We start from the raw sequence: 26094 nt of genomic DNA on the forward strand, positions 1-26094 counted from the left end.
ACATTACCTATACAATTAGATAAATGGAAAACACAGAGCGATATATCAATGCACTTATACAAGGTGAAGATGTTGTTATAAAAGAAATTTATTCAAAAATATATCCTAAAATAGCCTCTTTTATCTTATCTAATAAAGGAAAGGAAGAAGATGCCTTAGATGTTTTTCATGATGCTTTATTATATATTATAGTTACACAAAAAGAAAAAAAGACAATCATACAATCTTTTGAGGCTTATTTATTTGTTGTTTGTAAAAATATTTGGAAAAAAACCTTAAGAAACAAGGTAATAAAAACTGATATTCTTACACTAGAAGAAAAAGAAACTGATTTAAGCTCTTTTATCTTAGAACAACAATGTTTTGATTTTTACTTAGCTAAATTTAATGTTTTATCAACAAACTGCAAAGACATATTAAGTAGTTATTTTAATGGTCTTTCTTATGAAGAAATTGTAATAGAACATTCTTATGCCAGTATTAATACCGTAAGGCAACGCGTTTTTAAATGTAGAACTAAATTAATTGAACTTATAAAATCAGACAGTAAGTTTCAAAAAATGATAAAATGGGGAGAGCAATAACCATAGAAATACTAGAAGAAATAGAGCAATACCTAAAAGGTACATTGACAGAAGCCAAACATAAGGCTTTTGAAGAAAAGATGCTTGCTGATGAATTATTACGAGAAGAAGTAATAATTCAAAAACAATTATATGCCATGCACCATACTCCTACAAAAAATAGTGTGCCACTAGAAGTAGATGAGGAAACATTACACCAACTAAAAGAAACATTAAAAAGCAAAGAAATACAAGCTCTTTCAAATAAAATACGTCAAGCAGGCAAAACTTACATAGCTGAAAAACCTACTATTAAAAAAAGTAGAAAAAAACACTTATACTATTATATTGCAGCTTCCATAGCTATATTATTAACCACTACATTATTTTTAATCAATAGTAAACCTAGCTTACAAGAGTATTATAATGATAACGTAAACTGGGAAAACCTACCTTCATTTACAACAAAAGGAGATACTGAAAATAACTTTTCAAAAGGAGAAATCCATTTTAAAAAGAAAGACTATTACAAGGCTATTGAATCTTTTAAAACAATACCTAAAAATGACAAATTGTATCCTTATTCTCTTCTCTATATAGGAGCTAGTTATGACCAATTAAACGAAAATGAAAATGCTTTAAACGCTTTTGAAAACGTAGCCAAACTAACTGATTTTGAAGAACATTCAAAAGGTTATTGGTATTCTTTATTGTTATACTTAAAAACAAACAACAAAGAGAAAGCAAAAGAAATGAAAACAATTATTTTAAAAGACAAAAACAATTATAACTATAAAAAAGCATTGCAACTAAATTTATAGTCTTCTTTTTAAATTTTATACTATTTTTCCTTTTAAGAAAAGTATGTCATGAACATATCCAAACCTTATGTTGAACAATTCCACTTAACAACTCATATATACAAACTAGTTTACTATTTTTAAAAACTACTTATATTAGTATTAGTGATTTTAAATAGAAATTTGACTGATTTTAAATGTTTTAGTTTTTTATTCTAGACATGTTTGGAAAAGTTTCAGAAAAACCACAGTAGAATGGGCTTTTTTCCAAACAAAACTGTACTAAACCTTAAAATTGTAATTTTTATATAGAGAAATGAAACAACCTCTAAATAACGTAAAATATACACATAATATTCATTTCGTTAATTCGAAATAGACGTATATAAAGAACTGTTTTTTTTATGACTTTTTCCTTATTCTCGATGCAATTTTCTATCGAAAACCACTGAAACTAACGAGAAAAATTTTATCAATAACAAATTACACCTAAAAAGATTATAACTTAAAAAAATAAAAGGGTTGCCCCATTCCAGGGCAACCCTTTTCCATTTTAAAATGTTTCTCATTTACAAAGTAGCTTTATGAGCTGTAACAATTGCTATAAAAGCATCAACCTCTTCTAGCTCCTTACCTACTCGTTCAAGATCTAACTCCTTTTGTAACAAAGCCACCGTACCATAACTCTCCTTACGATTTTCAAGTAAGAATTTATTGTATTCTAACTTTACTTTGTTCTTAATTTGTTCCTCTTTTGCAGATCCTTCTGGTAATACATTAATAATAGTATCAATTGCTGCTATCTCTATAATAACCCCTTGTAATACTGCTTCCACCTCTATCGAAGTATTTCCATACTTCGTAGTCAAACGCTCCTCAAAAAGCCTTTTGAATTCTAATTCAGCTTTCTCTTTCCCTGCCCATGTTAGTAACACGTCGCAATCTGCTAACTCTGTTACATTACTAATTGAATAACTCATAATAATAAAAATTTAAAGATTAATACTACTAAGAGTCTTACAAACCAAGTGCCACAGCGTGCCAGAATTTTCAAGTTTAAAACAAGTTTAACTTTCTGTAAGAAAAATTTTAATTTTAAGTTAAAATTTATACGAAAATAAAAGGATACACGTTTTTACTAGATCTTTTTTGTTTCAAATTTGAAAATTAAGGAAGTTTAAAATAGTTTAGTACCGTTTTTGTAATTCTCAAAAACTTATCCTCACCACAACAGAAAACCAATAAACTCACTCTCCCATCTCTCTCTCAATAAATTTTGTCTGCGCATCAAGAGTACTCAATCTCAATTGTTGCTCTAACTGTAAATGCAAACCATTTCGATCTAACACAACTAACGCTTTAGCTTGCACTACATTTAAAACTGCTTCTTCCCTAACAGTAATATTTTTGTTTCCTTTCAAAAGAGCCACAAACTGCAATGTATTTTCTGCTTCCTGATAATTTTTCTTCAATTTTGCTAGCTTTCTTTCTATTATCAATTGTTGTAACCTATTCTCCTTTAATTGAGTATATAGTATTTCTTCTTTTTTGCTTTGCTGAATTTTATGATGAGGCAATTCTTTAGTAGCAACCTTTGACAGCACATTAACGCCTTTAATTAAAGTTGCTAATTTCAATTTGGCACTACTAGGAATATCACGTTGTCCAATTTCAAACATTGCCCATTGACTTCTGGTAATCCCCAGTAACATTGCCATTTCTTCCTGAGAAAACAACATCGGTGTTTTAAATATTTTACGTTTCTTCATAATCTACTATATTAAGTTAAATGCTACTAAATTATATCCAATCAAAAACTGTGACAAAATAGTTAACTTAAAAAAGTTTTGTCACAAATCCGTGACAATTCATATTCATGAAAATAATTTTGTCACAGATTTGTGACAAAACAAAAAAAATAAAAAAAAATTGTCACAACTTTTCCTAAAAATAAAATTGTCTACTAACAACCGTCCACAATAGCTATTGAATCTATTATTAACAATAATTTTTTGGCATCTTATCAAAACCAAACCATCAATTCTATTAAATCATTCTTTAAAATTATTCATGATTCAAAAATGGTTATAGCAGAGCTTCACCGTCCTAAAAATGCAAAATCAATGGACCATATGGTTACAAATGGCCAAAACTAGAAGAATTTTATTTAATAATGGTTTTGACAATGCTCATAATGCAGATGCTTATAATAAAGCTACTGCTGATTGTTATTTTAAAATAAAAAAAAGAGAATTAATAAATTAACTGCAACCAACAGGCGTTTGGCAAGATTGCGAATTTTGTAGTAAATACACATTTATTTCTCGCAAGAAATTTTATCTTTGATTGAAAATAATCATTTCCGTAGCTCGTAACCTCTCCAAGCGCCGGAACGTCGTTGCCAGTAATTTGAGAAACGTACGTTCTGAAATTGAAAATTACAAAAAAATAAGAAACCTAAACATGGAAAATCATTTTGACCTTTCTGACTCAGAATTTGAAAAAGAATTCATTAGTTGCGGATTAAATCCATCCGACTTTACTCACGAAGCTCACTTGAGGTTAGCGTGGATTAACATTAACAAATACGGAACCAAACAAGCCGAAAAAAATATCCAAAATCAATTGCAAAAGTTTGTGGAATTTGTCGGAGCAAAAGACAAATACAATATGACTTTGACTTTGGCAGCTATTAAAGCAGTAAATCATTTTATGATTAAATCGAATTCTGACAATTTTAAAGACTTTATAACCGAATTTCCACGACTGAAATATAATTTCAAAGAATTAATGGCTCATCATTACGGATTTGATATTTATAACTCTAACAAAGCTAAAACGGAATTTTTAGAACCTGATTTAATTCCATTTGATTAATGAACCGATATAAAAAACTACTGGCAACAATGTATAACCGCAATTCCGAGTGGATTCGGACGTAGTCGAATCCACTCGGAATTGATAAAGTCAGTGCTTAACCGAAAAACATTAACTTTAAATCCGTAACTGACAGTTATACGAGACCGTTAGCGGTAATTAAATTAACAAAAAATGGAACAAAGATTTTTATTTCAAATCTTTAAAACTATAGGTATTGGATCACTTTATATGCTTTTGCTTATAATAGCACAAATAAGTTTCCAAGCATTGAATAACATAAATTTACAAATAATAGTATCAGTAATACTTGCTATTCTTTTTCCTATTGCTATTTATTTTCTGAACATTTATTTTTTCAAGTTTCTCAATTGTACTCCACTTCCAAAAACAAAATGGTCAACAAACATTATTAAGTAAACAGTAATTGGTATATTTATCTTACTATTAATACTTTACACCATATTAAACAAAAAACTTTTTTAAAGTAAAAATGCAAAAAATAAACAAGGAATTAAACAAAGCAATAGAATTAAGAAGTCAAAAAAACTATTACGAGTCAGAAAAAATTCTACAAAAGTTAATTAATGACCACCCGAATAATGCTCAAATTTATTACCATTATGCTTGGCTTTGCGATAATATGGAACGTGAAACCGAGGCTCGTCCGAAATATGAAAAAGCACTTGAACTGGGCTTAAACGGTGAAGATTTAAAGGGCTGCTACCTTGGTTTAGGCAGCACATATAGATGTATTGGCGAATACGAAAAATCCATAGCTCTTTTTGACAAAGCAATAAATGAATTTCCTACCAATAATGAATATAAAGTTTTTAAAGCTATGGCTTTATATAATGTAGACAAACATAAAGAAGCTATGGACTTATTGTTGAATGTTATTGCTGCGACAAGTAACGATAAAGGCATTCAAGAATACCAAAAAGCCATTGCATATTATTCAGACAAACTAGATAAAAAATATTTACAATGAAATTACCATTATATCAAATAGATGCATTTACAGACAAAATATTTGGTGGAAATCCAGCCTGTGTAGTACCTCTGAAAAATTGGCTGCCAGATGAAATTCTTTTGAAAATTGCAAAAGAAAATGCAGTAGCAGAAACTGCTTTTTTTGTTAATAAAGGAGACCGAATACATTTAAGATGGTTTACCCCAGAAATTGAAATGGATTTATGTGGACACGCAACCTTAGCAACTGCTCATTCTTTAAAATCAATTTTAAAATATCCTAATGACAAGATTATTTTTGAAACTTTAAGCGGAGAATTAATTGTTTCGGTTAAAAATGACTTATATTCATTAGACTTCCCTTCTAGAATGCCAGTACTTGCTGAGTTGCCGAAAATCATTCAAAAATCATTGAACTTACAACCAAAAGAAATTTTAAAATCAAGAGACTATGTACTGGTTTACGACACTGAAGAAGAAATACGAAATATTAAAATTGACCGACAAATATTTGATCAAATCAACCTTGACCCCGGTGGAGTTGTAGTGACAGCCAAGGGCCAAAATTGTGATTTTGTGTCAAGGTATTTCACTCCGCAATCTACAATTTTAGAAGACCCAGTAACAGGTTCTTCACATTGTTCTCTAATCCCTTTTTGGTCATCAAGATTAAAAAAAGAAAAATTAAATGCTCTTCAAATTTCTGATAGAGTAGGAATTTTGGAATGTGAAAACAAAAAAGACAGAGTTATAATTAGCGGAAATGCAAAAACGTATTCTGTAGGAAATTTATGGATTGAATAAACTACCACTAACAACGTATAAAAAAATAGCGGTTTTATCGCTTAAAAGAAAGAAAATAAATTTAAGGTAAGATACAAACCGAAAATGTAGTGCATAAAATCCGCTACATTTCATATACGAGACCGTTGGAGGTCATTGAAAAGACCTGATAACAAGGTCCATAATCACTTACTAAAACCTAAAAAAGCGAATAAAATTTGCGCAAGTAAATGCTTTCATATATATTTGCAAGCAAATACTTGCGTAATAATGGAAGCTAGAAGAGATGTTTTTCAGGCAATAGCCGACCCCACCAGAAGAGCCATAATTGATTTGATATCACAACATCCCATCAATGCCAACACCATTGCTGAACAATTTGACGTTAGCAGGCAGGCAATTTCATTACACCTCAAAATCCTTACTGAATGTGATTTATTAAATGTTCAGCAAAGTGGAAGGGAGAGATTGTATAATGCAAAACTTGAAAAATTGAACGAAGTGTACGAATGGGTTGAGCAGTACCGTAAATTATGGACAGGTAGATTAAATGCACTCAAAGAATTTGTAGAGCAAGAAGAGTTTCAATCTAAAAATATCAGTAAATCAAAAAAATAAGAAATGGAAAATAGTATAAAAACAGATGAGGTTTTCATTGAAGAAACTTTTAATGCTAGCATTGAAAAGGTTTTTGAAGCTTGGACAGACCCTGAAAAACTTATGAAGTGGTATGCGCCTGACGGTTGCACAATAATTTTTAAAAAAATCGAAGTAGAAAATGGAGGAAAGTACCATTCTTGCATTTCAAATCCTCAATATGGAGACTGTTGGTGTATAGGAGAATACAAAGAAGTAATACCTCATTCGAAAATTGTATTCACAATGATAAATGCAGATGAAAATGGCAATCCGATAAACCCAACCGAAATTGGAATGGACTCCAATTGGCCAGGACGAACACTTGTTACTGTTACCCTAACAGAAGAAAATGGAAAAACCAAACTGCAACTGCGCCAAACAGTTTCGCAAGAATTAGCGAAGAAAACAGGAGCATATCCAAGTTGGTTGCAAATGTTGAACAACATGCAAACATTACTCATTCAAAACAGATAAAATGAAAAGAACAATTATACTTTTTGTTTTAGCACTTCTGACTTTAGTTTCTTGCAATCAAACTACCCAATCAGAAGGAGAGAATAATAAACCAACCATAACAAATAACACTTTAGTTTTTAAAAATGGTTATTCGGAAGTCAACGGAATAAGAATGTATTACGAGATTTATGGTCAGGGTAAACCACTCGTTATAATTCACGGTGGAGGGTCAACAATTCAATCGAACTTTGAAAAAGTTATTCCGCTATTTGCTAAAAGCAGAAAAGTAATAGCCGTTGAATTACAGGCTCACGGACGAACGAGCGACAGAAATGCAGACTTGTCATTTGAACAAGATGCAGATGACGTTGTGACACTTTTAAAAAACATGAAAATTGACAAAGCTGATTTTTTCGGCTTTAGTAACGGAGGAACAACCACTTTACAAATTGCCATTCGCCACCCTAAAATAGTTGATAAAATTGTTTTGGGTTCCGCACTTGCCAAACGAAATGGAGTTCCCGAATGGTTTTGGGGTTTTATGGAGCAAGCGAAATTAGAAAATATGCCCAAACAACTGAAAACGGCATACAAACAAGTTGCTCCTGACACAAGCGGTTTACAAGTAATGCACGACCGAGATGCAAAGCGAATGGTAAATTTCAAAGACATTCCAGATGAGCAGATAAAATCTATTAAAGCACCAGCTTTAATCATCATTGGAGATAAAGACATTATTACACCCGAACACGCCATTGAATTACACAGACAAATTGCAAACTCTGAATTAGCAATAATTCCAGGTGGACACGGAGAATATATTGGCGAAATCACGACACTGAAATCCGACACAAAAGAAAGTGAATTTGTAATCCCAATGATTGAAAAGTTCCTTGACAAAAAAGTAGAGTAAAAACAACGAACCGCTAACAAAGATGTATATAAAAAATGAAAAAAATCATATTATTATTATTTATTTCAGTCAATATGTATGGACAAGAATTTAATGACTATGAGACTGCAATTAATAATTCCGAAGATGTTATATCATTAAGTATAACCTCAAAAGATTTAATAGATAAAAGAATTGAACTTTTAAGAAATCTTAAACAATTATCAATTCATACTAATCAAAATTTTAAATTACCTAATGAAATTGAAAACTTAACAAAGTTAGAACATCTTTATATTTTCTCTGATTCAATTGAAAGCTTAAACACTTCTATTTTTAACTTAACAAACCTTAAAACCTTACAAATAAAGTCTAGTAGAATAGAAAATATTCCTAAGGATTTGGGAAATTTAAAACATTTAAATAGATTGGTTTTACATTGTGAGAATCTTATAGAAATTCCTAGCTCAATTAATAATTTAAGTTTACTGGAGGAATTAGATATTTACTGTAAAAAAGACTTGAAATTTCCTAAAAAATTAAACAACCTAAATAAATTGATTGAATTTCGCTGGGGACAATCTTTAAATTTTTCTGAATCTATAACACAATTAAAATCTCTAAAAAAAATAACGTTCGATACAAGTTTTTTTAGCTCTTTACCAAATAGCATTAAAAATCTTAAAAATCTTGAAGTATTGAGTTTATCTAATTCCAAAATAAAGGCTTTTCCAGAGACAATATCAAATTTAAATTCATTAAAAGTTTTAGAACTATATTCAAGTCAAATAATTACTTTACCACAAAGTTTATCAAATTTAAAATCTCTTGAAGGTATCAGTTTAAAATATAGTTCAAATTTCACTGATTTTGACTCATTATTTAGAATAGCTAAAGAATCCTCTTCCATAAAGTGGATTAATATCGAAGGAACTAATTATAATAAGGAAAATATTGAAAAATTTAAAAGAGAACTTAAAAATATTGAGCTAATTTATCAATACGAAGATTAAAAATAATACGAATGTCCAACAATGGCTATAAATAATTGCTTGTTCTCACCTACTTCTGAAAATCCTCTTGGATTTTCAGTTTGGTGTGTACTTGTAAAGTTACGTACTAACCCACGCAACTACTCATAGCCGAGACCGTTGTGTGCAATTTTACCAAAAACACTGAAAATCAGAATTATAAACATGAAACATTACATAATATTTTTTCTACTTATATCACAATTAAGTAACTCCCAATCAGATTATTTTAATGGAAATCATACAATTTGTCCAATTCCAAATGACAACGTATCAAAAGAGAATTTTAAATTAGGAATTGATTGTATAAAAGCAAACTTATACATTGGAGGTGCAAATAAATTGTTTTTAGATTTAATAAAAAAGGATAGTACATTTTGTGACGCATATTTTTTCGCAGGTTATACTTATCAGATTTCAAATATGGACAAAGCAGCTTTAACATATTATTATATTGCAGATAGTTTAAATAATAAAAACTTAATTTTTAAACAAAATTTAGCTTTTATGGCATCGAAAATGGGTACGTTTAAACTTGCAAGAAAAAAATATAATGAAATGAAAGAGTTTTTTCCAGAAAGTGCAGAAGGATTTTACGGAATTGCTTCAACATCAATTTTTATTGGTGATACAAAAAATGGATTAGAAAATTTAAATATTGCAATAAAAAAGTATAATGAAAAAGGTATTAATATTGGAGATGAAATTTATTTTACTCAAGGTATACTTTTAACGAGAGACGAAAAGTACATTGAAAGTATTGAAGCGTTTGAAAAATTGAATGGTAAAATTACTAAAAATGATGAGTTTAGAATGAATTATGCTTTCAGTTTAATTAAAATTGGGAAATCACAGAATGACGAAAAATTAATCAAAAAAGCAAAAAAAGTATTTGAAAAAATAGAAGACAAAACAAATCTATCTGAAGTGATGTTAAGTGAATTTAAATAAAAAACTGCACACAATAGCCGTTCCTATGTAAAACACCATTAAGTTATTAACACCTTTGAATAAGGGTTGTATTTAGGTTTTTCTCGAGTTAAATAGTCTATAATACGGCTTGTTGGTAAAGTTGGCAACTAACTTTATCAATAATGCTAAGAAAGATTTTCCTCTTTTACTTCATATTTCTTTGTTTTAAATTCTTAAAGCTCCAGCTCCTATATGTGATCTGGCTTTTAATCGCACCACCTGCATTGGTATGATTCTAAGAATAAATAAGATAGCTACCTGCTTGGCGATGTGGCCTCGCCAAGGCGAGCCACCACGGCTGTTTTGTAATCTATTTCTCTTGTATGGTTGAGCTTATTAAGATAGTTATACTTTATTTTTTATTGTTCTACTACTAAATTATGATTTATTTGATAAGGTGTTTCGGTTTTGATGACAGATAATATGCTTCGTGCGAATTTTGTGGTAAATTCACGTTTACATTTCGCAAAAAAATTTATCTTTAACAGAAAATAATTGGTTCCGAAGCTCGTAACCTCACCAAGCGCCGGAACGTTGGCGGTAATTGGATGAAAACATCTATCTACATATTAATTCTCGTCCTAACTCAAACATTATTTGGGCAAACTACCTATGAACCCATTTTTATTAATCAATGTAATAATGAATCAGAAAAGGATGTGATTTGGTATTTGACGGATTCTTCGAAAGCCTATGGAATGGAAAATTATGAATCAAAATCAATCGAATTGCCTAAAGCAGGATTTTATAATCTTTATATCAAATTGGATAGTCTACCTATAGCTGTCGAAATAACTGCAAATAAAGCCAATCGAGATACAATCTTTTTAAAAAAACTTGAATTGGCAATTTATGTTAGTAATCCGCCCCATTCTGATTATTTTGAATGTGGTAACCTCGCAAATGGAAAAATTACTGACTTTTATGCTAATGGAAATCTAAGAACAAAAGGCACTTTTAAGGATGGTCAACCTATTGACACTTTATTTGAATATTATCGAAATGGCAAGCTATCGGAATTGTTAATTCCAAGAAAAAAATGGAAAAAAATAACCTATTTCACTAACGGTCAGATAAAGTCCATTTTAGACACAAAGAAAAAATATAAAAAAGATTACTATCTAAATTGAAATCTTAAAAAAGAGGACTACTGGAATAGAAGACATCTAAAAATAACTGAGTACAATGAAAGTGGCAATGTTATAAAAACTAAGAACAATAAAGAACAAAATAAGTTCAATAAAAATGGGATAGTAATTGAAAAAATAAGCAGAAAGGAAATTTTAGTTTTTGACAGAATATTCGCTAAGAATAAATATGATCGAAATACTAGATTTTATGAATATAAATGGGATACATTCGATGAGAATGGAACAATTAAAAGAAGAATTATTTTTAATATCAATGGCTTTTTAAACAGTCCTTTTCCTGATAGCTTAAAACAAATTGATGAATTTCAATTTGAAAAAATTTTGTTTTATGAAAATGGAAAAGAATCAAAAAAGATTGAATTTAATTATGTATTTGAAAATAATGATGCCATAAAAAAAATGTTTGTTTTCCGAAAAGAAGAAGAATGGATTAAAGAAAAAACAACTACCGCCAACAATGTGTATAAGCAATTGGGGCTTGAGTGACAAACATAAAATTATAATAAAAACAATATTAAGTGTTAAACTGAAAAGTTATAGGGTAAAAATCCCCAGCTGATCATACACTAGACCATTGCCACCAATATGAACAAAATCGTACTTAAAATACTATTTCTTCTGATTTTCAGCATTTCTAACAGCCAAAATAATCCGACTTTAGAAATGGCTAAATCAATGAGTAATCCGAAAGTCGAAATTAAAGACTTAACTGATTTTGTGACAAAGAATATTTTGGACAAAAAACAAATAGCTAAATTCTATTATTATTGGATTAATCTAAACATAGATTACGATTTTGAAAAGAGAGATAAATGGAGAACTGAAAACTCTACTGATAAAGAAATAAATGATTCAGAAAATCCATTATTAGTATTCGAAGAAAAAAAAGCTGTTTGTATTGGATACTCTAATCTTTATAAAATGTTTTTGGATTCATCAAAAATTGAGTGTGTAATCATCATTGGTTATGTAAAAACATTGGAAAACCTTTCATTAGAACCCGAATTAGACGATAATTATAGACACGCTTGGAACGCATTAAAAATTGAAAATTCTTGGCTTTTAGTCGACACTACTTGGGCGCATCAGTTCGAAGAAAGTATTTCAGATTTCTATTTCGATACTTCACCTGAAAAATTAATTCTTTCACATTATCCAGAAGACAATGAATGGCAATTATTGGATAATCTAATTTCAATTGAAGAATTTAATTCGCAACCATATGTACATTCCCTTTATTTTGATACTGGTTTTAGACAACTACCTGTATTGACTGAAGATGACGTTTACTACTATATCGAATTCCCGAAAATAGCCAGTAATAATTGGTTAACTAAATTGACCTATGACTCTGAAAATAAAATTAATGAATCTGTTATCCCTGAATATGAAGAGAAAGAGAATTCAAACCTATTCAAATTTAAAAAAAATGGAATTCCGAAAAATGCAGTTTTAAATGTTGTGGTCACATATTTTGACTGGGAAAAGCAGACCAAATCGGAATACAATAATATAATTAAATATCAACTATGAAAAAATACTACTGGCAACAATGTATAACCGCAATTACGGCGGATTCGACTACGTCCGAATCCACTCATAATTGCTAAGGTCAGTGCATAATCGAAAATCATTAACTTTAAACCCGTAACTGACGGTTATACTAGACCATTAGCGTTCAGTTTATAAAAAACTATGTGGAAAAAGTATTTAAAAATTGGTATAGGAATATTGTTTATTTTCAGTCTTTTTTACTTGACTAAATTTAGTACAAAGAATAATGTTGCTTTATTTAATGAAGCTTATGATTTATCAAAAAAAGGACAATATGAAAAAGCAAACCAATTACTAAATAAAGCAATAGAATATAATCCTTACGACTTGGAATGTTATAATAACAGAGCTTGGAATTATTTTGATTTAAATAAATATGAGTTATCTGAAAAAGATTTTAATAAAATTCTTTCAAAAAAACCAGACAATACTTTAGGATTGTATGGAAAAGGAATGATTAGATATAAACAAAAAAAATATCAAGAAGCTCTAAAATATTTTAATAAAATAATTTATTTAACTGGCGGAGAAAAAACTCTTTATTTAGAAATAAGATTAAAAGATGATCGAGAATTAAGAGCAGATATTACAAAAGTAGTTTATTATAAAGAGGTTTGTGAAAATAAAACTGAAACGCTAACAGCGGTTACAAGTAATGGCTTGGTCAATACTATTCCGAAAATTCTCCTAATTCTCTAAAATAAGTTTATATTTGTTATAGCTTGGTGCTGGCTCACGCCACACTTGTAGCCGCAAACCGTAGCGGTAATTATAATTGAACCCTATGGAAAAACACAATATTTCTGTTCCTGAATATTTAGTATTTAAAGATACAATCGATTTTATTAATTCTTTTAAACTTTTAAAAGGGCAGAGAATATATGTTTTTGATTTTAAAAATTTAAGAAGAATTGACCCATTTTCAATTCTCTTATTAAATAGCGAACTAGACATTCTTAAAAAAATAATCCTAATAGTAAATTTATCGCAAAAAATTTCGAACATTGTACATATGCAGCTCATATGGATTTTTTCAATCATTTGGTCTAAATTTTGGTAAATTCCCTGGTGAAGCTAACAATAATAATAGATACATTCCTTTAAAAATATATTCTGTCTCAGATATTAAACAATCTGCAAGAAATGCATTAGTTAACCCATGAGAAATTTTAGAAGATTTTGCAGAAGAAATAAGTACAGTACTAACTCAAAATTCAGACAAAAATTTAGCTGATATTTTAAGATATTGTATACGAGAAATTTTTAGAAATATTGTTGAACATAGCAATACGACAAAATTTGGTTTTTGCGCACAATATTTACCCTAAATAAAGTATCTTTTTCTGTTTTAGACAGAGGGATGGGAATTAAGAACTCATTGTCGGAAAATCCAGAACTTTTACCTTAAATAATGATTTAACTGCACTAAAAGAAAGTTTAAAACCTGATGTTTCTTGTAAAACTTATCCAAGTCAAGTTGACAAACCTACTGGTGAATGGGCAAATTCTGGTTTTGGTTTATTTATGACTAGTTCAATATGTAAAAATGGAGGCAGCTTTTTTATTGCAAGTGGTGATAGCGGAATTTATCTCTCACAAGGAAATGAAAAATATTAAATGTTAATATTCAAGGTTCTGCATTAAATTTGACAATTAATCTAGACAAAAAAGAAATCTTTAGAGAAATTTTGACTAATCTATATAAAGAAATTAAAGAATTTGAAAACATCAAAGCTTCCAAATCTAGTTTAGATATTCTAGAATAACTACCGCTAACAGCCATTTGTAGCAATTGCTAGGTTTAGTTTGTATTCGGAATTTTGCTACGCCAGTTCGCACAAAGTGAGCGAGTCTCCGAAAATTCCACGATTAATTTTGTACTTGTAAACTTTTGTTATAATTTTATGCAACTGCCACAAGCGGTCAAACATTGGGATCAATTAAAAACTCAACTAAATCAATAGATTGACAAAAATGTCGTAAAAATGTCGCAAAGGAGCCGTTATCAAAAAAATATTTTCATAAATAATTTTGTAAAAACAATAAATCAAAATTAATTATGAACGAAATCGGAAAAAAAATTAAGGAATTAAGAAAGCAAAAAGGTCTTTCCCAAGAAGAATTAGCTGAACTAGCAAAGGTAAATCTAAGAACTATTCAGCGAATCGAAAATGATGAAAGTGAACCTCGTGGAAAAACTCTGAACTTAATTTGTGAAGTTCTTGACATCAACACAGAAGACATTTTAGATTATGGAAAGCAAACGGACAAAGCTTATCTAACTATTTTTCATCTTACTGTACTTACCTTTTTAGCAATTCCTGTTGGAAACATAATCATCCCTCTAATTATGTGGATGAATAAAAAGGATAAAATAGTTGGACTTAAAAAAATCGGAGCAAATTTATTGAACTATCAAATAATGTGGTCAATTTTAACTTTTACTTCTATAACTATGTTTGCCTTTTTTAAAATTATGCATTATGAATATTACTCCATTTTATTTTATATTTCTATTGGACTATATACTATAAACATAATATTGCCAATAATTTTTGCGGTTAAAACAAATAAAGGTAAAACAGAAAGTTTGTATCCGAATGTAATAAAACTGATAAAATAACTATTGATAACAGCGTGTATAGCTCATTGCGGTTTGCAATTCATTATATTTTGTTTTCAATAGAAAATCATAGCTGATTTTCCCGCAACGAGTCATACATTTCAATATTATAAAACATTTTGACAAAAACTGAACTTAAAAACAAAAATCAAACCAAATGAAAAGAATCTTTTTAACTTTAATCTTTTGCGGGCTGACTTTTATAGCTAAAGCTCAAAACTCTAGTGTAGAAAAATCAACTTATGGAATCCAAACTGGTTTTCTTGGAATTTGGGCTCACAACGAATCGAAATTATCAAACTCGATAGCATTGCGGACTGAAATAGGATTTGACAGCGGAATTTGGGGCGGTGATTTTTACGATAAAACAGGTTTTTTAATGACACCGGTAATTACTGCGGAACCTCGTTGGTATTACAACCTGAACAAAAGAGAAAGTAAATCAAAAAAAATCGACGGAAATAGCGGAAATTTTGTGTCATTGAAAACAAGTTATCATCCAGACTGGTTTGTAATTTCAAATACAGACAATATAAATGTAATAAGTGACATTTCAATAATTCCAACTTGGGGAATACGAAGAAGCATCGGAAAACACTTCAATTACGAAGCAGGAATTGGGATTGGATATAGATACATTTTTGCTAAACAAGCTGGATTTCTTGAAAACGAAAATGAAGCAGCAGCGAATTTACATTTGAGAATTGGATACCGATTTTAAACAGAATAAAAAACGTTCTATAAAAATAAGGTTATAAGTAATTGCTTATTCTCACCTACTTCTGAAAATCCTTGCGGATTTTCAGTTTGGTGTATACTTGCAAAATTAACCGCTAACCCACACCATTACTTATAGCTGAGAAACATTGTGTATTCCATGATAAAAAACTTCGCAGACAAAAAATAAAAAAGATAGAGATGTAACATTTTATAATTTCTGCATCTAAAGCTAAATTTAAATATAGAAATTATGAAAAACATTTTTTTAGTTCTAGCAATCCTTTTTTCTCTGTCAACTCAGGCACAAGAAAATAATCAACCCATTCATGTAAAAATTATAGGTAAGGGTAAGCCTATAATGTTAATCCCTGGCTTTACAGTACCGGGTGAAAGTTGGGACAGTATAGTTAATCAATTAAAAGACAATTACGAATGTCATGTGGTAACACTTGCAGGTTTTGGAGGAAAAAAAACAATAGATTTCCCTTGGTTACCAAAAGTAAATGAAGCTCTCGATAAGCATATAAAACAAAATCAATTGACAAATTTAACTGTTATTGGACATAGTTTAGGAGGAACAATTGCAATATGGCTTGCAAGCAGAGAAAACAATGAAATATCAAAAATTGTATTGGTAGATGCGCTTCCTGCCGCAGGTGCAATTATGATTCCAAATTTTAATCCTGAAAATTTAACCTATGACAGCCCTTTTAATAACCAACAATTGTCTATGAATGAGAATGATTTTGAACAGATGGCTCAGGGTATGGCAAAAGGAATGAGCCTAAATCCAGAAATTCAAAAACAAATTCAAAACTGGATAATTTCTGCGGATAGAAAAACCTATGTTTATGGATATACCGATTATCTTAAACTAGATTTGAGAGAGGATTTGAAAAATATTTCTATTCCTGTAACAATAATTGCAGCGGATAAACCATTTGGAAAAGAAATGGTTACAAAAACTTATCAAAGTCAATATGGTAATCTATCAAAATATGATTTGATAATTGCAGATAATGCTGCACACTTTGTGATGTTCGACAAACCAGAATGGTTTATAGAACAAATTCAAAAGATTTTAGCATCAAATTAAATGAACCTAGAAAAACAATTCACAGAAATATATGAAGCACATGCTTCTAAAGTATTCCGATTGTGTTTGGGTTATGCCTCTAGTAATGAAGATTTGGCAAAAGAGTGGCAACAAGAAACTTTTATAAAAGTTTGGCAACACAGAAAAAGCTTTAAAGGAAAATCTTCCATAAGTACATGGATTTATAGAATTGCTGTCAATATATGTTTGGCTGATTTGAGAAAAACCAAACTACACACCCAAATTAGCGATAAACTGGTGGTTTCAGCTACTACAGAACCGGAATACACAAAAAAGGAAGAACAACTAGAACAAATGTACCATTGTATTAGTCAACTTACCCAAAACAACAAAACCATTATTTTAATGGAATTAGAAGAAATTTCTCAATCAGAAATTGCCGAAACCGTAGGTTTGACACACGGTACATTAAGAACTCGGCTAAACAGAATTAGACAATCACTTTTAAAATGTATTACAAATGGAAAATGATAAATTAACTCAGTTATGGAATCAGAACAAAAGCAATTTCACCATAGTATCTCCTGAAACCATTATCAAAAAAGCTAAAAAACAACGGTATGGACAATTTATAGCAATAACAGTTATGGCATTAACAGTCCTAATATTGTTAATCTATTCTATTTATAACATCAATAATCAATGGAATAATTTTACTTTTGGTCTTGTATTGATGATTTCTAGTCTTACTTTTCGCATTATTTTAGAATTCGCTTCACTTTATCAAAAAGAAAATCAATTAATTTCATTAGATAATGTATCATTTAAAAAATATCTAAAAAGACATTACAAACTAAGATTGACCATAAACTATATAATTACACCTATCTGTTTTACTATATATGTTTTTGGATTTACAAAACTGTTGCCCTATTTTAAACGAGAGTTTTCTGAAGGGTTTTATATTTACATCCTAATCTCTGGAATTATATCACTTTTTATATTAGCAATAATTATTGCGAACAACATAATAAAAGAAAGTAATTTTTTAAAACAACTAAATATAAAGTAGCCTACTTAATTTAAATAACCGAAATAAAAAGTTTGTACTTTCCTTATCCTTACTTGCAAATTCATTTATTATTTCTAAATTTAAAGAATGAAATTTGCAAGTAACTTACATTAGTCTAAACCAAAAAGTTCGACATTCTTATTCCGATACTGCTCATACACACAGCCGTTATAAACAAGTATGACTCATCCTGAAATAAAGCTACTTAATTTTTCATAATATAGTTTTAGCAAGGCATTAATTTTAAACAAATTAACACAATAAATTATGACAAAAGAGAAGCAAATAATTGAATGTGAAAACAGACTTTTAAAAGCAATGATATCTGGAGACATCAAAATTCTTGACGAACTTTTGCATGACAGTCTAATTTTCAATATCCCCACAGGACAAACAATCACTAAAGAAATGGACATCGAAAATTATCGTTCTGGTATTATAACTGTTTATGACATTTTGGCCACTGACCAAACAATAAAAATAATTGAAAATATTGCCACTGTTGCAGTTACTTTCCATTTAAAAGCAAAATATGCTGACCAAATCATCGATGGAAAATTTAGATATTTACGAGTATGGAAACTATTTGATACTTCGTGGAAAATAATTGCAGGAAGTGGAATTCAAATTTAGCTATCCATCAACACTAAGACACAAAAAACGAGTTGAGTTACTAACAACTATTATAACGGATAGTTTGATAAATACAAATAATGAGGTTAATTTAGTCTCAAACCATTTGTAACACCAGAACTTCGCCTGTAATGTGAAACAACAATATTCTAGAAAATAAAAGAAATGACGCAATCCGAACTTATAATTTTAAATTTTACAGAAATAAGAAGAAAAAGCATAAAACTTTGGACAGGACTTCCGAAAGATTATTACAATTGGAAACCTGATGAAAAAGCAATGACCGCGATAGAAATGATTAGACATGTTTTAGAAGCCGATTATGGGTGGAATATCATTATTAATAAAGGTAATATGACTAATTATAAAACACCTTGGAAAAATCGACCATTTATTAACGTTGCTGATGAACTTGAATTTGCCGAATCTTATAGAAAAACATTTTTAGAAAGTGTTAGACAATTTTCGGATAAGGAATTAAACGAAACTGAAATCATTCATCCTGGAAATGGAGAAAAAAAAATCCTTGGAAAATATTTATTGCGGATTGGATATCACGAATCTGTTCACGCAGGACAATTCCTTTCATACTTAAGAGCAATGAAAATTAATAGACCTGAAATATGGGATTAAAAATATAAAACGATGTACAACAATAAGCTATAAATAATAGCTTTTTCTCTCCTACTTCTAAAAGTTCTTGCAAATTTTCTATTTCATTTTTATTTGCTAAATTAGGTGTTTAAATCAGATGGCTAATCTTATACAAGCACATTATGTGTAAGTTTCTTCTAAAATTCTACAAGTCGTTTTAATAAACATGATAGTAACAATTAAAAATTTATAGAACAATGCAAGTTGAAAATTTATTAAAACAAGTAAATTTTATCAAAGAAATTGATAAATTAAAATACATTCAACGTAAAACTAAATTGTTCAACAGTGATAGATGCGAAAATGACGCAGAACATAGTTGGCATTTAGCCATGATGACAATTGTTTTAGCAGAACATTCTGATAAACCAATTGACGTACTTAAAGTTGTAAAAATGGTTCTAATCCACGATATCGTAGAAATTGATGCAGGTGATACATTTATTTATGACACTACAAAAAACCATACAAATACAGAAGAAGAACTCATTGCCGCAAAGCGAATTTTTGGACTTTTACCCACAAAACAAGCAAAAGAATTTATCGCTATTTGGGAAGAATTTGAAGAAGGAATTACAAATGAAGCAAAATTTGCAAAATCAATGGACCGATTTGAACCACTGCTACAAAATGCCTCTAATAATGGTGGAACATGGGTAGAATTTAATGTCCCTTATCAAAAAGTTTACGATAAGAAGAAGGCAATTAAAAACGGTTCAACAGCCATCTGGAACTATGCCGAGAATTTAATTAATGAAAGTGTAGAAAAAGGAATTTTAAAAAAATAATTGACTTATAAAAACTTAAACGAATCATAGAAGTGGTAAAACATTATTAAAAAACCATTTAAAAAATATAGAGATAATGATTCCAATCTACTTACTTTTAACATGAAATAAAACATTTTGATATCGCCAAAATAAAAACGTTTTTTAAGAACACTATCTAATCATCCCTATTAATACTACATCTAATCAATTTACTTCCTCACAGATCTATATTCAAATATTAAAAATTCTTACATAATTTCATCCTATTAATTATAAACTTAGTTAAGAATACTATCGTTTCCACTCATTATCTTTGAAAACCAAATAAACCATCTTCAATAACTATTCATTTTTTTTAATAATTCTTTATTGATAAATGAATAAAATTTATAAATATTTTGTTTAATTTGTAAAAAACAACGACAAAATGCAATATAAAGCAAATGAAACCGATCCTACAACTCTCTATAAATTACTAACAGGAACAATAATTCCAAGACCTATAGGATGGATATCAACTATAGATGAAAAAGGAATTAATAATCTTGCTCCTTTTTCATATTTTAATATGGTAAGTAGCGATCCTCCTTGCGTAATGTTTTCTACACGTAGAGATAATAATAGTTACAAGGACACTTTAAACAATGTATTAAAAAACAATCAATTTGTAGTAAATTTAGTAACAGAAGATATTGTAGAACAAATGAATAGAACATCTGAAGCAGTTGCAGCAGAAGTAGACGAATTTACTTTAGCAAATCTGACACCTATCGATTCTGTTACTATTAAGCCTAAACGTGTAAAAGAAAGTTTGGTACATTTTGAATGTGAAAAAATACACCATTATTTTATAGACAATAATGAAGGTGGTGGTGCTTGTGTTGTAATAGGTAAAATCATTACACTACATATTGATGACGCTATACTTTCAGAAAATAATCGAATAAACTTAGATATTTATAAGCCTGTTGCTCGTTTAGCAGGTTCAAACTATGGTAAAATAGGCGACATATTTTCAATCAAAAGAGCATAAACATGAAAACAGAAACTTTAGAAATAGAAGCAGCAATACAAATTCAAAAACCCATAAATGAAGTATTTGATGCAATTATAAATCCGGATAAGATGTCTAATTATTTTATTTCTGAAAGTACTGGAAAAATGGAATCAGGCAAAACATTAATTTGGAAATTCCCAGAGTTTGATGTAGAATGCCCTATTCGAATTGACAAAATTCAACAAAACAAATACATTTCTTATTACTGGACAATTAGTGAAAAGGAACTTCTTGTTGAAATTACTTTAATTGAAAAAGAAAACAATTCTACTTTAGTTTCAATTACTGAAAAAAGTATGAAAAACGATAATGATGGACTTAAATGGTTTTCAGGAAATACTTTTGGTTGGTCTAATTTCTTAGCCTGCTTAAAAGCCTATTTAGAATATAATATCAATTTAAGAAAAGGAGCCTTTGATTTTATGCGTAAAGAAAATCAATGCTCTTAATTAACCCTAATTTGAAGATAAGAAGATTACTTCTTCCCTTACAATAACAAATATGAAGATAACAGTAATAGGTGGTGGTCCTGGAGGACTTTATTTTTCGATATTAACCAAAAAAGCAATGCCAGATTGCCAAATCGATGTTTACGAACGCAATCGTCCGGATGATAGTTTTGGGTTTGGTGTAGTTTTTTCAGATGAAACTCTAGGGGAATTCTTAAAACGTGACATGCAATCCTATGAGTTGATTCGTAGCAAGTTTGCGTATTGGGATGATATTATTATTGCTCGTGATGGAAAAGAAGTTAGTATTGCTGGAAACGGTTTTTGTGGTTGTTCTCGTAAAACTTTATTACAATTACTGCACCAACGTTGTCAAGAAGAAGGTGTAAATCTGCATTTTGAAGCCAATGTGGACAATTTAAGTCAATTTTCTGATTCAGATGTAATTGTAGCTTGCGATGGTATTTCAAGCCAAATAAGAACACAATTTGAAAATGAATTTAAAACAAAAATAACACTTAAAAAAAATAAATTTGTTTGGATGGGTTCTACAAAACCTTTAGAAGCCTTCACCTATTTCTTCAAACAAACAAAACACGGAGCTTTTGCAGCACACACCTATCAATATGAAAAAGGAATGAGTACTTGGATTTTCGAATGTGCTCCAGAAACTTGGGAAAAATTCCAATTCGATACTTATAACGAACAAGATACAGTTGAAAAACTACAACATTTATTTAAAGAAGAATTAGATGATCATCCTTTAATAACCAATAAATCACATTGGAGACAATTTCCACATATAACCAATGAAAATTGGTACAAAGATAATATTGTTCTATTAGGCGATGCAAAAGCAACAGCGCACTATTCTATCGGTTCAGGAACAAAATTAGCTATGGAAAGTGCTATTGCACTATCTGATGCTATAATTCATAATCCTAATAATATTAAACAAGCGTTTCAAGAATATGAAAAAAGCCGTAGAAACACTGTAGAAATGATTCAGTATGCTGCTAATGTGTCCTTAGATTGGTTTGAAAATATGGATAGACATATTCAGCATCCTTTTTATCAATTTGCTTTTGGTTGCATGACTCGTTCTAAAAAAGTAACGTATGAAAATCTACAAATAAGAGATAAATCATTTACAGGTAAAGTTTTAGAGGAATTTAATAACGTCGTTTACCAATCTGAACTTATTTCAGAATCCAAACCTATAGAAATACCTGCTGCTTTTTCTCCTTTTAAACTTCGCAACTTAAAGCTTCAAAACCGAATTGTAATGAGTCCAATGGGACAATATTCGGCAGAAAATGGATTAGTAAATGATTGGCATTTCCAACATTATTCTTCTCGTGCTATTGGTGGTTTAGGATTGATCTTAACCGAAATGACTGCTATTTCAAATACTGGAAGAATCACATTAGGATGCACAGGAATTTATACTAATAATCAAATAGTTGAATGGAAAAGAATTAATGATTTTATCCATCAAAATACACAAACAAAAATTGGAATTCAATTAGGTCATTCAGGTCGAAAAGGTGGAACAAAAAAGCCTTGGGAAACCGAAGATTTAAAAGATAAATGGGAATTAATTTCCGCTTCAGCAATTGCTTTTAATGAACATTTTCCAACTCCTAAAGCAATGACTTTAGAAGATATGGATCTAATAACTTCTCAATTTGTTCAAGCTAGCAAAAACGCAAATGAAGCAGAATTTGATATGATTGAATTACAAGCGCATCACGGATTTCTATTAGCTTCATTTCTTTCTCCATTAACTAATATTCGCACAGATGAATTTGGAGGGAATATCGAAAATCGTTTAAAATTTCCATTACGCGTTTTCACAGAAATGAGAAACGTTTTTCCAAAAGATAAACCAATGTCTGTTAGAATTTCAGCAACAGATTGGGCTGAAAACGGAATTTCTCCAGAAGAAGTAATAATCATTGCAAATGCTTTTAAAAATGCTGGTGCAGATATTATAAATGTATCTACAGGAAATACAGTAGCACATCAAAAACCGCAAATAGGTAGAATGTGGCAAACTCCTTTCTCTGATATAATTAAAAATACCATTCATATTCCAACAATTACAACAGGATACATTCAAGATATTGATCAAATAAATACTATAATTCTCAACGGAAGAGCTGATCTAGTCGCTTTAGGAAGACCTTTATTATTAGATCCAAATTTTGTAAGAAATGCACAAGCTTATGAAAAATTTCAAGCTAATGATATTCCTAATCAATACAAAATGGGGATTTCTCATTTATATCCTTTAAAAGCATCTGAAAGAAAACAAGTGGAAGGAATGAAAAAAGCCTTAAAACCAAAAAGCAATAAGAAATAATTACGAATTATGAAAAATGATAATATTATTCAAATAAAAAGTTATGCGTTTGCAATTAGAATTGCAAAAGTCTATCCATTTTTATCAAATGAAAAAAAAACTTGTATTAAGTAGACAGCTTTTGCGTTGTGAAACTTTAATTGGTGCAAATATAGAAGTAGCGATTGAAGGTTAATCTAATAAAGATTTTTTTGCTAAATTAACTATTCCATATAAAAAAGCCAGAGAAACACATTACTGGGTTAGATTATTAAAAGATACTGGTTACTTAACAAATGAACAAAGTGAAAGTTTATTAAATGATATAACTGAATTATTAAAAATAATTGGTTCTATTCAAAAAACGCTTCGTAATTCGTAATTTAAAATTCGTAATTAATCAATGAAACACTACCAAGACAATTTCGCTCACAATAGCTTACCAACTTTGGATTTACAACCAGAATATACCTTTTTGGATTTACCCCAATTTCAACATCCTGAAATGCTAAATTGTGTTGAACGCTTATTGGATAATCATATCAAAAATGGAAATGGTGATGCAATTTGTATTCGTACGTTTGAAGAGACTTGGACATATAATGATTTATATGAAAAAGCCAATCAAATTGCTCATGTTTTAGTAGATGACTTAGGTTTAGTTTCAGGAAATAGAGTTTTATTACGTTCTGCTAATAATCCAATGATGGTAGCTTGCTGGTTTGCTATTTTAAAAGCAGGTGGAATTGTTGTAGCAACTATGCCTCTACTTCGTGCCAAAGAATTAACAACCATAATAGATTGTGCAGAGATTTCCATTGCGCTATGTGATAGTAATCTATCTGATGAAATGAATCTTTCAAAATCTACTTTTTTAAAACAAAAATGCTTCTTTAGAAATAGTAACTTAGAACAATTAATACTATCCAAACCTAAAATATTCCATAATTTCCCTTCAAAAGCAGATGCCATTTGTTTAATTGGATTTACTTCTGGAACTACCGGAATACCTAAAATGACAGCACATTATCACAGAGATATTTTAAATATTTGCGAAGCTTTTCCTATCTATTCTTTGCAACCTACTTCAAATGATATTTTTACAGGAAGTCCACCTCTTGGCTTTACATTTGGATTAGGTGGTTTGGTTTTGTTTCCAATGTATTTTGGAGCTTCAACCTTTTTAATCGAAAAACCAAGTCCAGATTTACTTTTAAAAGCAATTGAAGAATATAAAATAACTATCTGTTTTACTGCTCCAACAGCTTGGCGAGTTTTAACAACAAAACTACACGAATTTAATGTCTCTAGCTTACGAAAATGTGTTTCAGCAGGAGAAACATTAGCCTTACAAGTTTGGCAAGATTGGTATAATGCCACAGGATTAAAAATTATTGACGGAATAGGAGCTACAGAAATGCTTCACATATTTATTTCGTCCAATGAAAACAATATGAAACCTGGTGCAACAGGATTACCAGTCCTTGGATATAAAGCAAAAATTATAGATCATGATGGCAATGAATTACCTCCAAATACTCCTGGAAAACTTGCTATAAAAGGAATTACAGGTTGTAAATATTTAAATCGTATTGAAAAACAAAAAGAATATGTTCAAAACGGTTGGAACATTACAGGAGATATTTACAAACAAGATGAAGAAGGCTATTTCTGGTTTGTGGCTCGCGGTGACGATATGATTATTTCTTCTGGCTATAATATTGCAGCAATTGAAGTAGAATCCGTACTTTTAACGCATAAGGATATATTAGAATGTGCAGTAGTTGGATTACCAGATCCTAATAGAGGAATGGTTGTTTGCGCTCATATTGTTTTAAAAGACAAATCAAAACAATCCGATGAACTAGCCAAAACAATTCAACAATGGTTTAAAGAAGTAGCTGCACCTTATAAATATCCAAGAATTATTAATTTTATAGAAATTTTACCTAAAACAGAAACAGGAAAAATACAACGATTTAAACTAAAATAAACATATTATTCTGAACTTGTTTCAGAGTTTAA

General features: G+C 29.7%; 29 protein-coding genes. 27 read left to right on the forward strand and 2 right to left on the reverse strand.

Features of this window, described 5'->3' with window-relative positions; all coding sequences use genetic code 11:
* Positions 1-23 precede the first annotated feature (23 nt).
* A complete protein-coding gene (locus SY27_RS13735; protein ID WP_045971323.1) occupies positions 24-584 on the forward strand; it encodes an RNA polymerase sigma factor in 561 nt (186 codons plus the stop codon).
* Positions 569-1384: a tol-pal system YbgF family protein gene (locus tag SY27_RS13740; RefSeq protein WP_045971325.1), complete on the forward strand. Its 816-nt coding sequence runs from the start codon at positions 569-571 to the stop codon at positions 1382-1384. Before SY27_RS13735 ends, SY27_RS13740 begins: the two co-directional genes overlap by 16 nt.
* A gap of 548 nt (positions 1385-1932) precedes the next feature.
* Here SY27_RS13740 and SY27_RS13745 read toward each other — a convergent pair.
* Both SY27_RS13745 and SY27_RS13750 read right to left on the reverse strand, forming a co-directional pair.
* Positions 1933-2343, reverse strand: coding sequence for a hypothetical protein (locus SY27_RS13745; RefSeq protein ID WP_045971327.1), 411 nt, complete (start codon positions 2341-2343; stop codon positions 1933-1935).
* Positions 2344-2610: 267 nt separating this feature from the next.
* Complete coding sequence (locus tag SY27_RS13750) at positions 2611-3132, reverse strand: hypothetical protein (protein WP_045971329.1); 522 nt, start codon at positions 3130-3132, stop codon at positions 2611-2613.
* Between the two features lie 343 nt (positions 3133-3475).
* Here SY27_RS13750 and SY27_RS18895 point away from each other — a divergent pair, with 343 nt between their 5' ends.
* The 25 genes from SY27_RS18895 (at position 3476) to SY27_RS13875 (ending at position 26062) form a co-directional block, all read left to right on the forward strand.
* Positions 3476-3628, forward strand: a complete 153-nt coding sequence (locus SY27_RS18895; RefSeq protein ID WP_161794159.1) for a hypothetical protein — start codon at positions 3476-3478, stop codon at positions 3626-3628.
* A gap of 198 nt (positions 3629-3826) precedes the next feature.
* Entirely contained in the window at positions 3827-4240 is a 414-nt protein-coding gene (locus SY27_RS13755) for a hypothetical protein (RefSeq protein WP_045971331.1), read from the forward strand.
* A 493-nt stretch (positions 4241-4733) separates the two neighbouring features.
* A complete protein-coding gene (locus tag SY27_RS13765; RefSeq protein WP_052705339.1) occupies positions 4734-5231 on the forward strand; it encodes a M48 family metallopeptidase in 498 nt (165 codons plus the stop codon).
* A complete protein-coding gene (locus tag SY27_RS13770) occupies positions 5228-6016 on the forward strand; it encodes a PhzF family phenazine biosynthesis protein (protein WP_045971335.1) in 789 nt (262 codons plus the stop codon). Before SY27_RS13765 ends, SY27_RS13770 begins: the two co-directional genes overlap by 4 nt.
* Positions 6017-6265: 249 nt before the next feature.
* Positions 6266-6613, forward strand: coding sequence for a helix-turn-helix transcriptional regulator (locus tag SY27_RS13775; RefSeq protein WP_045971337.1), 348 nt, complete (start codon positions 6266-6268; stop codon positions 6611-6613).
* Positions 6614-6616: 3 nt separating this feature from the next.
* Positions 6617-7108, forward strand: a complete 492-nt coding sequence (locus tag SY27_RS13780) for an SRPBCC domain-containing protein (RefSeq protein ID WP_045971339.1) — start codon at positions 6617-6619, stop codon at positions 7106-7108.
* A gap of 1 nt (position 7109) precedes the next feature.
* Entirely contained in the window at positions 7110-8003 is an 894-nt protein-coding gene (locus tag SY27_RS13785) for an alpha/beta fold hydrolase (RefSeq protein WP_045971341.1), read from the forward strand.
* Positions 8004-8038: 35 nt separating this feature from the next.
* Positions 8039-8995 carry a leucine-rich repeat domain-containing protein gene (locus SY27_RS13790; protein WP_152640768.1) on the forward strand — a complete coding sequence of 319 codons (957 nt, stop codon included), beginning with the start codon at positions 8039-8041 and terminating at the stop codon, positions 8993-8995.
* A 183-nt stretch (positions 8996-9178) separates the two neighbouring features.
* The gene (locus SY27_RS13795; RefSeq protein WP_045971345.1) at positions 9179-9964 is read left to right on the forward strand and encodes a M48 family metallopeptidase; all 786 of its coding nucleotides are present in this window, start codon (positions 9179-9181) and stop codon (positions 9962-9964) included.
* 569 nt (positions 9965-10533) lie between these two features.
* The gene (locus tag SY27_RS18285; RefSeq protein ID WP_052705341.1) at positions 10534-11115 is read left to right on the forward strand and encodes a hypothetical protein; all 582 of its coding nucleotides are present in this window, start codon (positions 10534-10536) and stop codon (positions 11113-11115) included.
* A 684-nt stretch (positions 11116-11799) separates the two neighbouring features.
* On the forward strand, positions 11800-12669 hold the full coding sequence (locus tag SY27_RS13805; protein ID WP_045971348.1) for a transglutaminase domain-containing protein: 870 nt from the start codon (positions 11800-11802) through the stop codon (positions 12667-12669).
* A 222-nt stretch (positions 12670-12891) separates the two neighbouring features.
* Entirely contained in the window at positions 12892-13389 is a 498-nt protein-coding gene (locus SY27_RS18290; protein ID WP_161794160.1) for a tetratricopeptide repeat protein, read from the forward strand.
* A 1360-nt stretch (positions 13390-14749) separates the two neighbouring features.
* The gene (locus SY27_RS13820; protein WP_045971352.1) at positions 14750-15313 is read left to right on the forward strand and encodes a helix-turn-helix domain-containing protein; all 564 of its coding nucleotides are present in this window, start codon (positions 14750-14752) and stop codon (positions 15311-15313) included.
* A gap of 157 nt (positions 15314-15470) precedes the next feature.
* Positions 15471-16034, forward strand: coding sequence for a hypothetical protein (locus SY27_RS13825; RefSeq protein WP_045971354.1), 564 nt, complete (start codon positions 15471-15473; stop codon positions 16032-16034).
* Positions 16035-16283: 249 nt separating this feature from the next.
* Entirely contained in the window at positions 16284-17129 is an 846-nt protein-coding gene (locus tag SY27_RS13830; protein ID WP_045971355.1) for an alpha/beta fold hydrolase, read from the forward strand.
* Positions 17130-17621: an RNA polymerase sigma factor gene (locus tag SY27_RS13835; protein WP_045971357.1), complete on the forward strand. Its 492-nt coding sequence runs from the start codon at positions 17130-17132 to the stop codon at positions 17619-17621. It begins immediately after the preceding gene.
* A complete protein-coding gene (locus SY27_RS13840; RefSeq protein ID WP_045971359.1) occupies positions 17611-18162 on the forward strand; it encodes a hypothetical protein in 552 nt (183 codons plus the stop codon). The genes SY27_RS13835 and SY27_RS13840 overlap by 11 nt, the downstream gene beginning before the upstream one ends.
* A 267-nt stretch (positions 18163-18429) precedes the next feature.
* Positions 18430-18795 (forward strand): nuclear transport factor 2 family protein, encoded by a 366-nt coding sequence (locus SY27_RS13845; protein WP_045971361.1) that lies wholly within the window; start codon positions 18430-18432, stop codon positions 18793-18795.
* A gap of 165 nt (positions 18796-18960) precedes the next feature.
* Positions 18961-19428 carry a DinB family protein gene (locus SY27_RS13850; protein ID WP_045971363.1) on the forward strand — a complete coding sequence of 156 codons (468 nt, stop codon included), beginning with the start codon at positions 18961-18963 and terminating at the stop codon, positions 19426-19428.
* Between the two features lie 218 nt (positions 19429-19646).
* On the forward strand, positions 19647-20237 hold the full coding sequence (locus SY27_RS13855) for an HD family hydrolase (RefSeq protein ID WP_045971365.1): 591 nt from the start codon (positions 19647-19649) through the stop codon (positions 20235-20237).
* A 409-nt stretch (positions 20238-20646) separates the two neighbouring features.
* Complete coding sequence (locus tag SY27_RS13860) at positions 20647-21252, forward strand: flavin reductase family protein (RefSeq protein WP_045971367.1); 606 nt, start codon at positions 20647-20649, stop codon at positions 21250-21252.
* A 2-nt stretch (positions 21253-21254) separates the two neighbouring features.
* Positions 21255-21725 carry an SRPBCC domain-containing protein gene (locus tag SY27_RS13865; protein ID WP_045971369.1) on the forward strand — a complete coding sequence of 157 codons (471 nt, stop codon included), beginning with the start codon at positions 21255-21257 and terminating at the stop codon, positions 21723-21725.
* A gap of 52 nt (positions 21726-21777) precedes the next feature.
* Positions 21778-24090, forward strand: a complete 2313-nt coding sequence (locus SY27_RS13870) for an FAD-dependent monooxygenase (RefSeq protein WP_045971371.1) — start codon at positions 21778-21780, stop codon at positions 24088-24090.
* Positions 24091-24295: 205 nt separating this feature from the next.
* The gene (locus tag SY27_RS19290; protein WP_369793070.1) at positions 24296-24451 is read left to right on the forward strand and encodes a four helix bundle protein; all 156 of its coding nucleotides are present in this window, start codon (positions 24296-24298) and stop codon (positions 24449-24451) included.
* Positions 24452-24472: 21 nt separating this feature from the next.
* Positions 24473-26062, forward strand: a complete 1590-nt coding sequence (locus tag SY27_RS13875) for an AMP-binding protein (RefSeq protein WP_045971373.1) — start codon at positions 24473-24475, stop codon at positions 26060-26062.
* Positions 26063-26094 lie beyond the last annotated feature (32 nt).

This window comes from Flavobacterium sp. 316 (assembly GCF_000967805.1).
Lineage (GTDB): Bacteria > Bacteroidota > Bacteroidia > Flavobacteriales > Flavobacteriaceae > Flavobacterium > Flavobacterium sediminilitoris.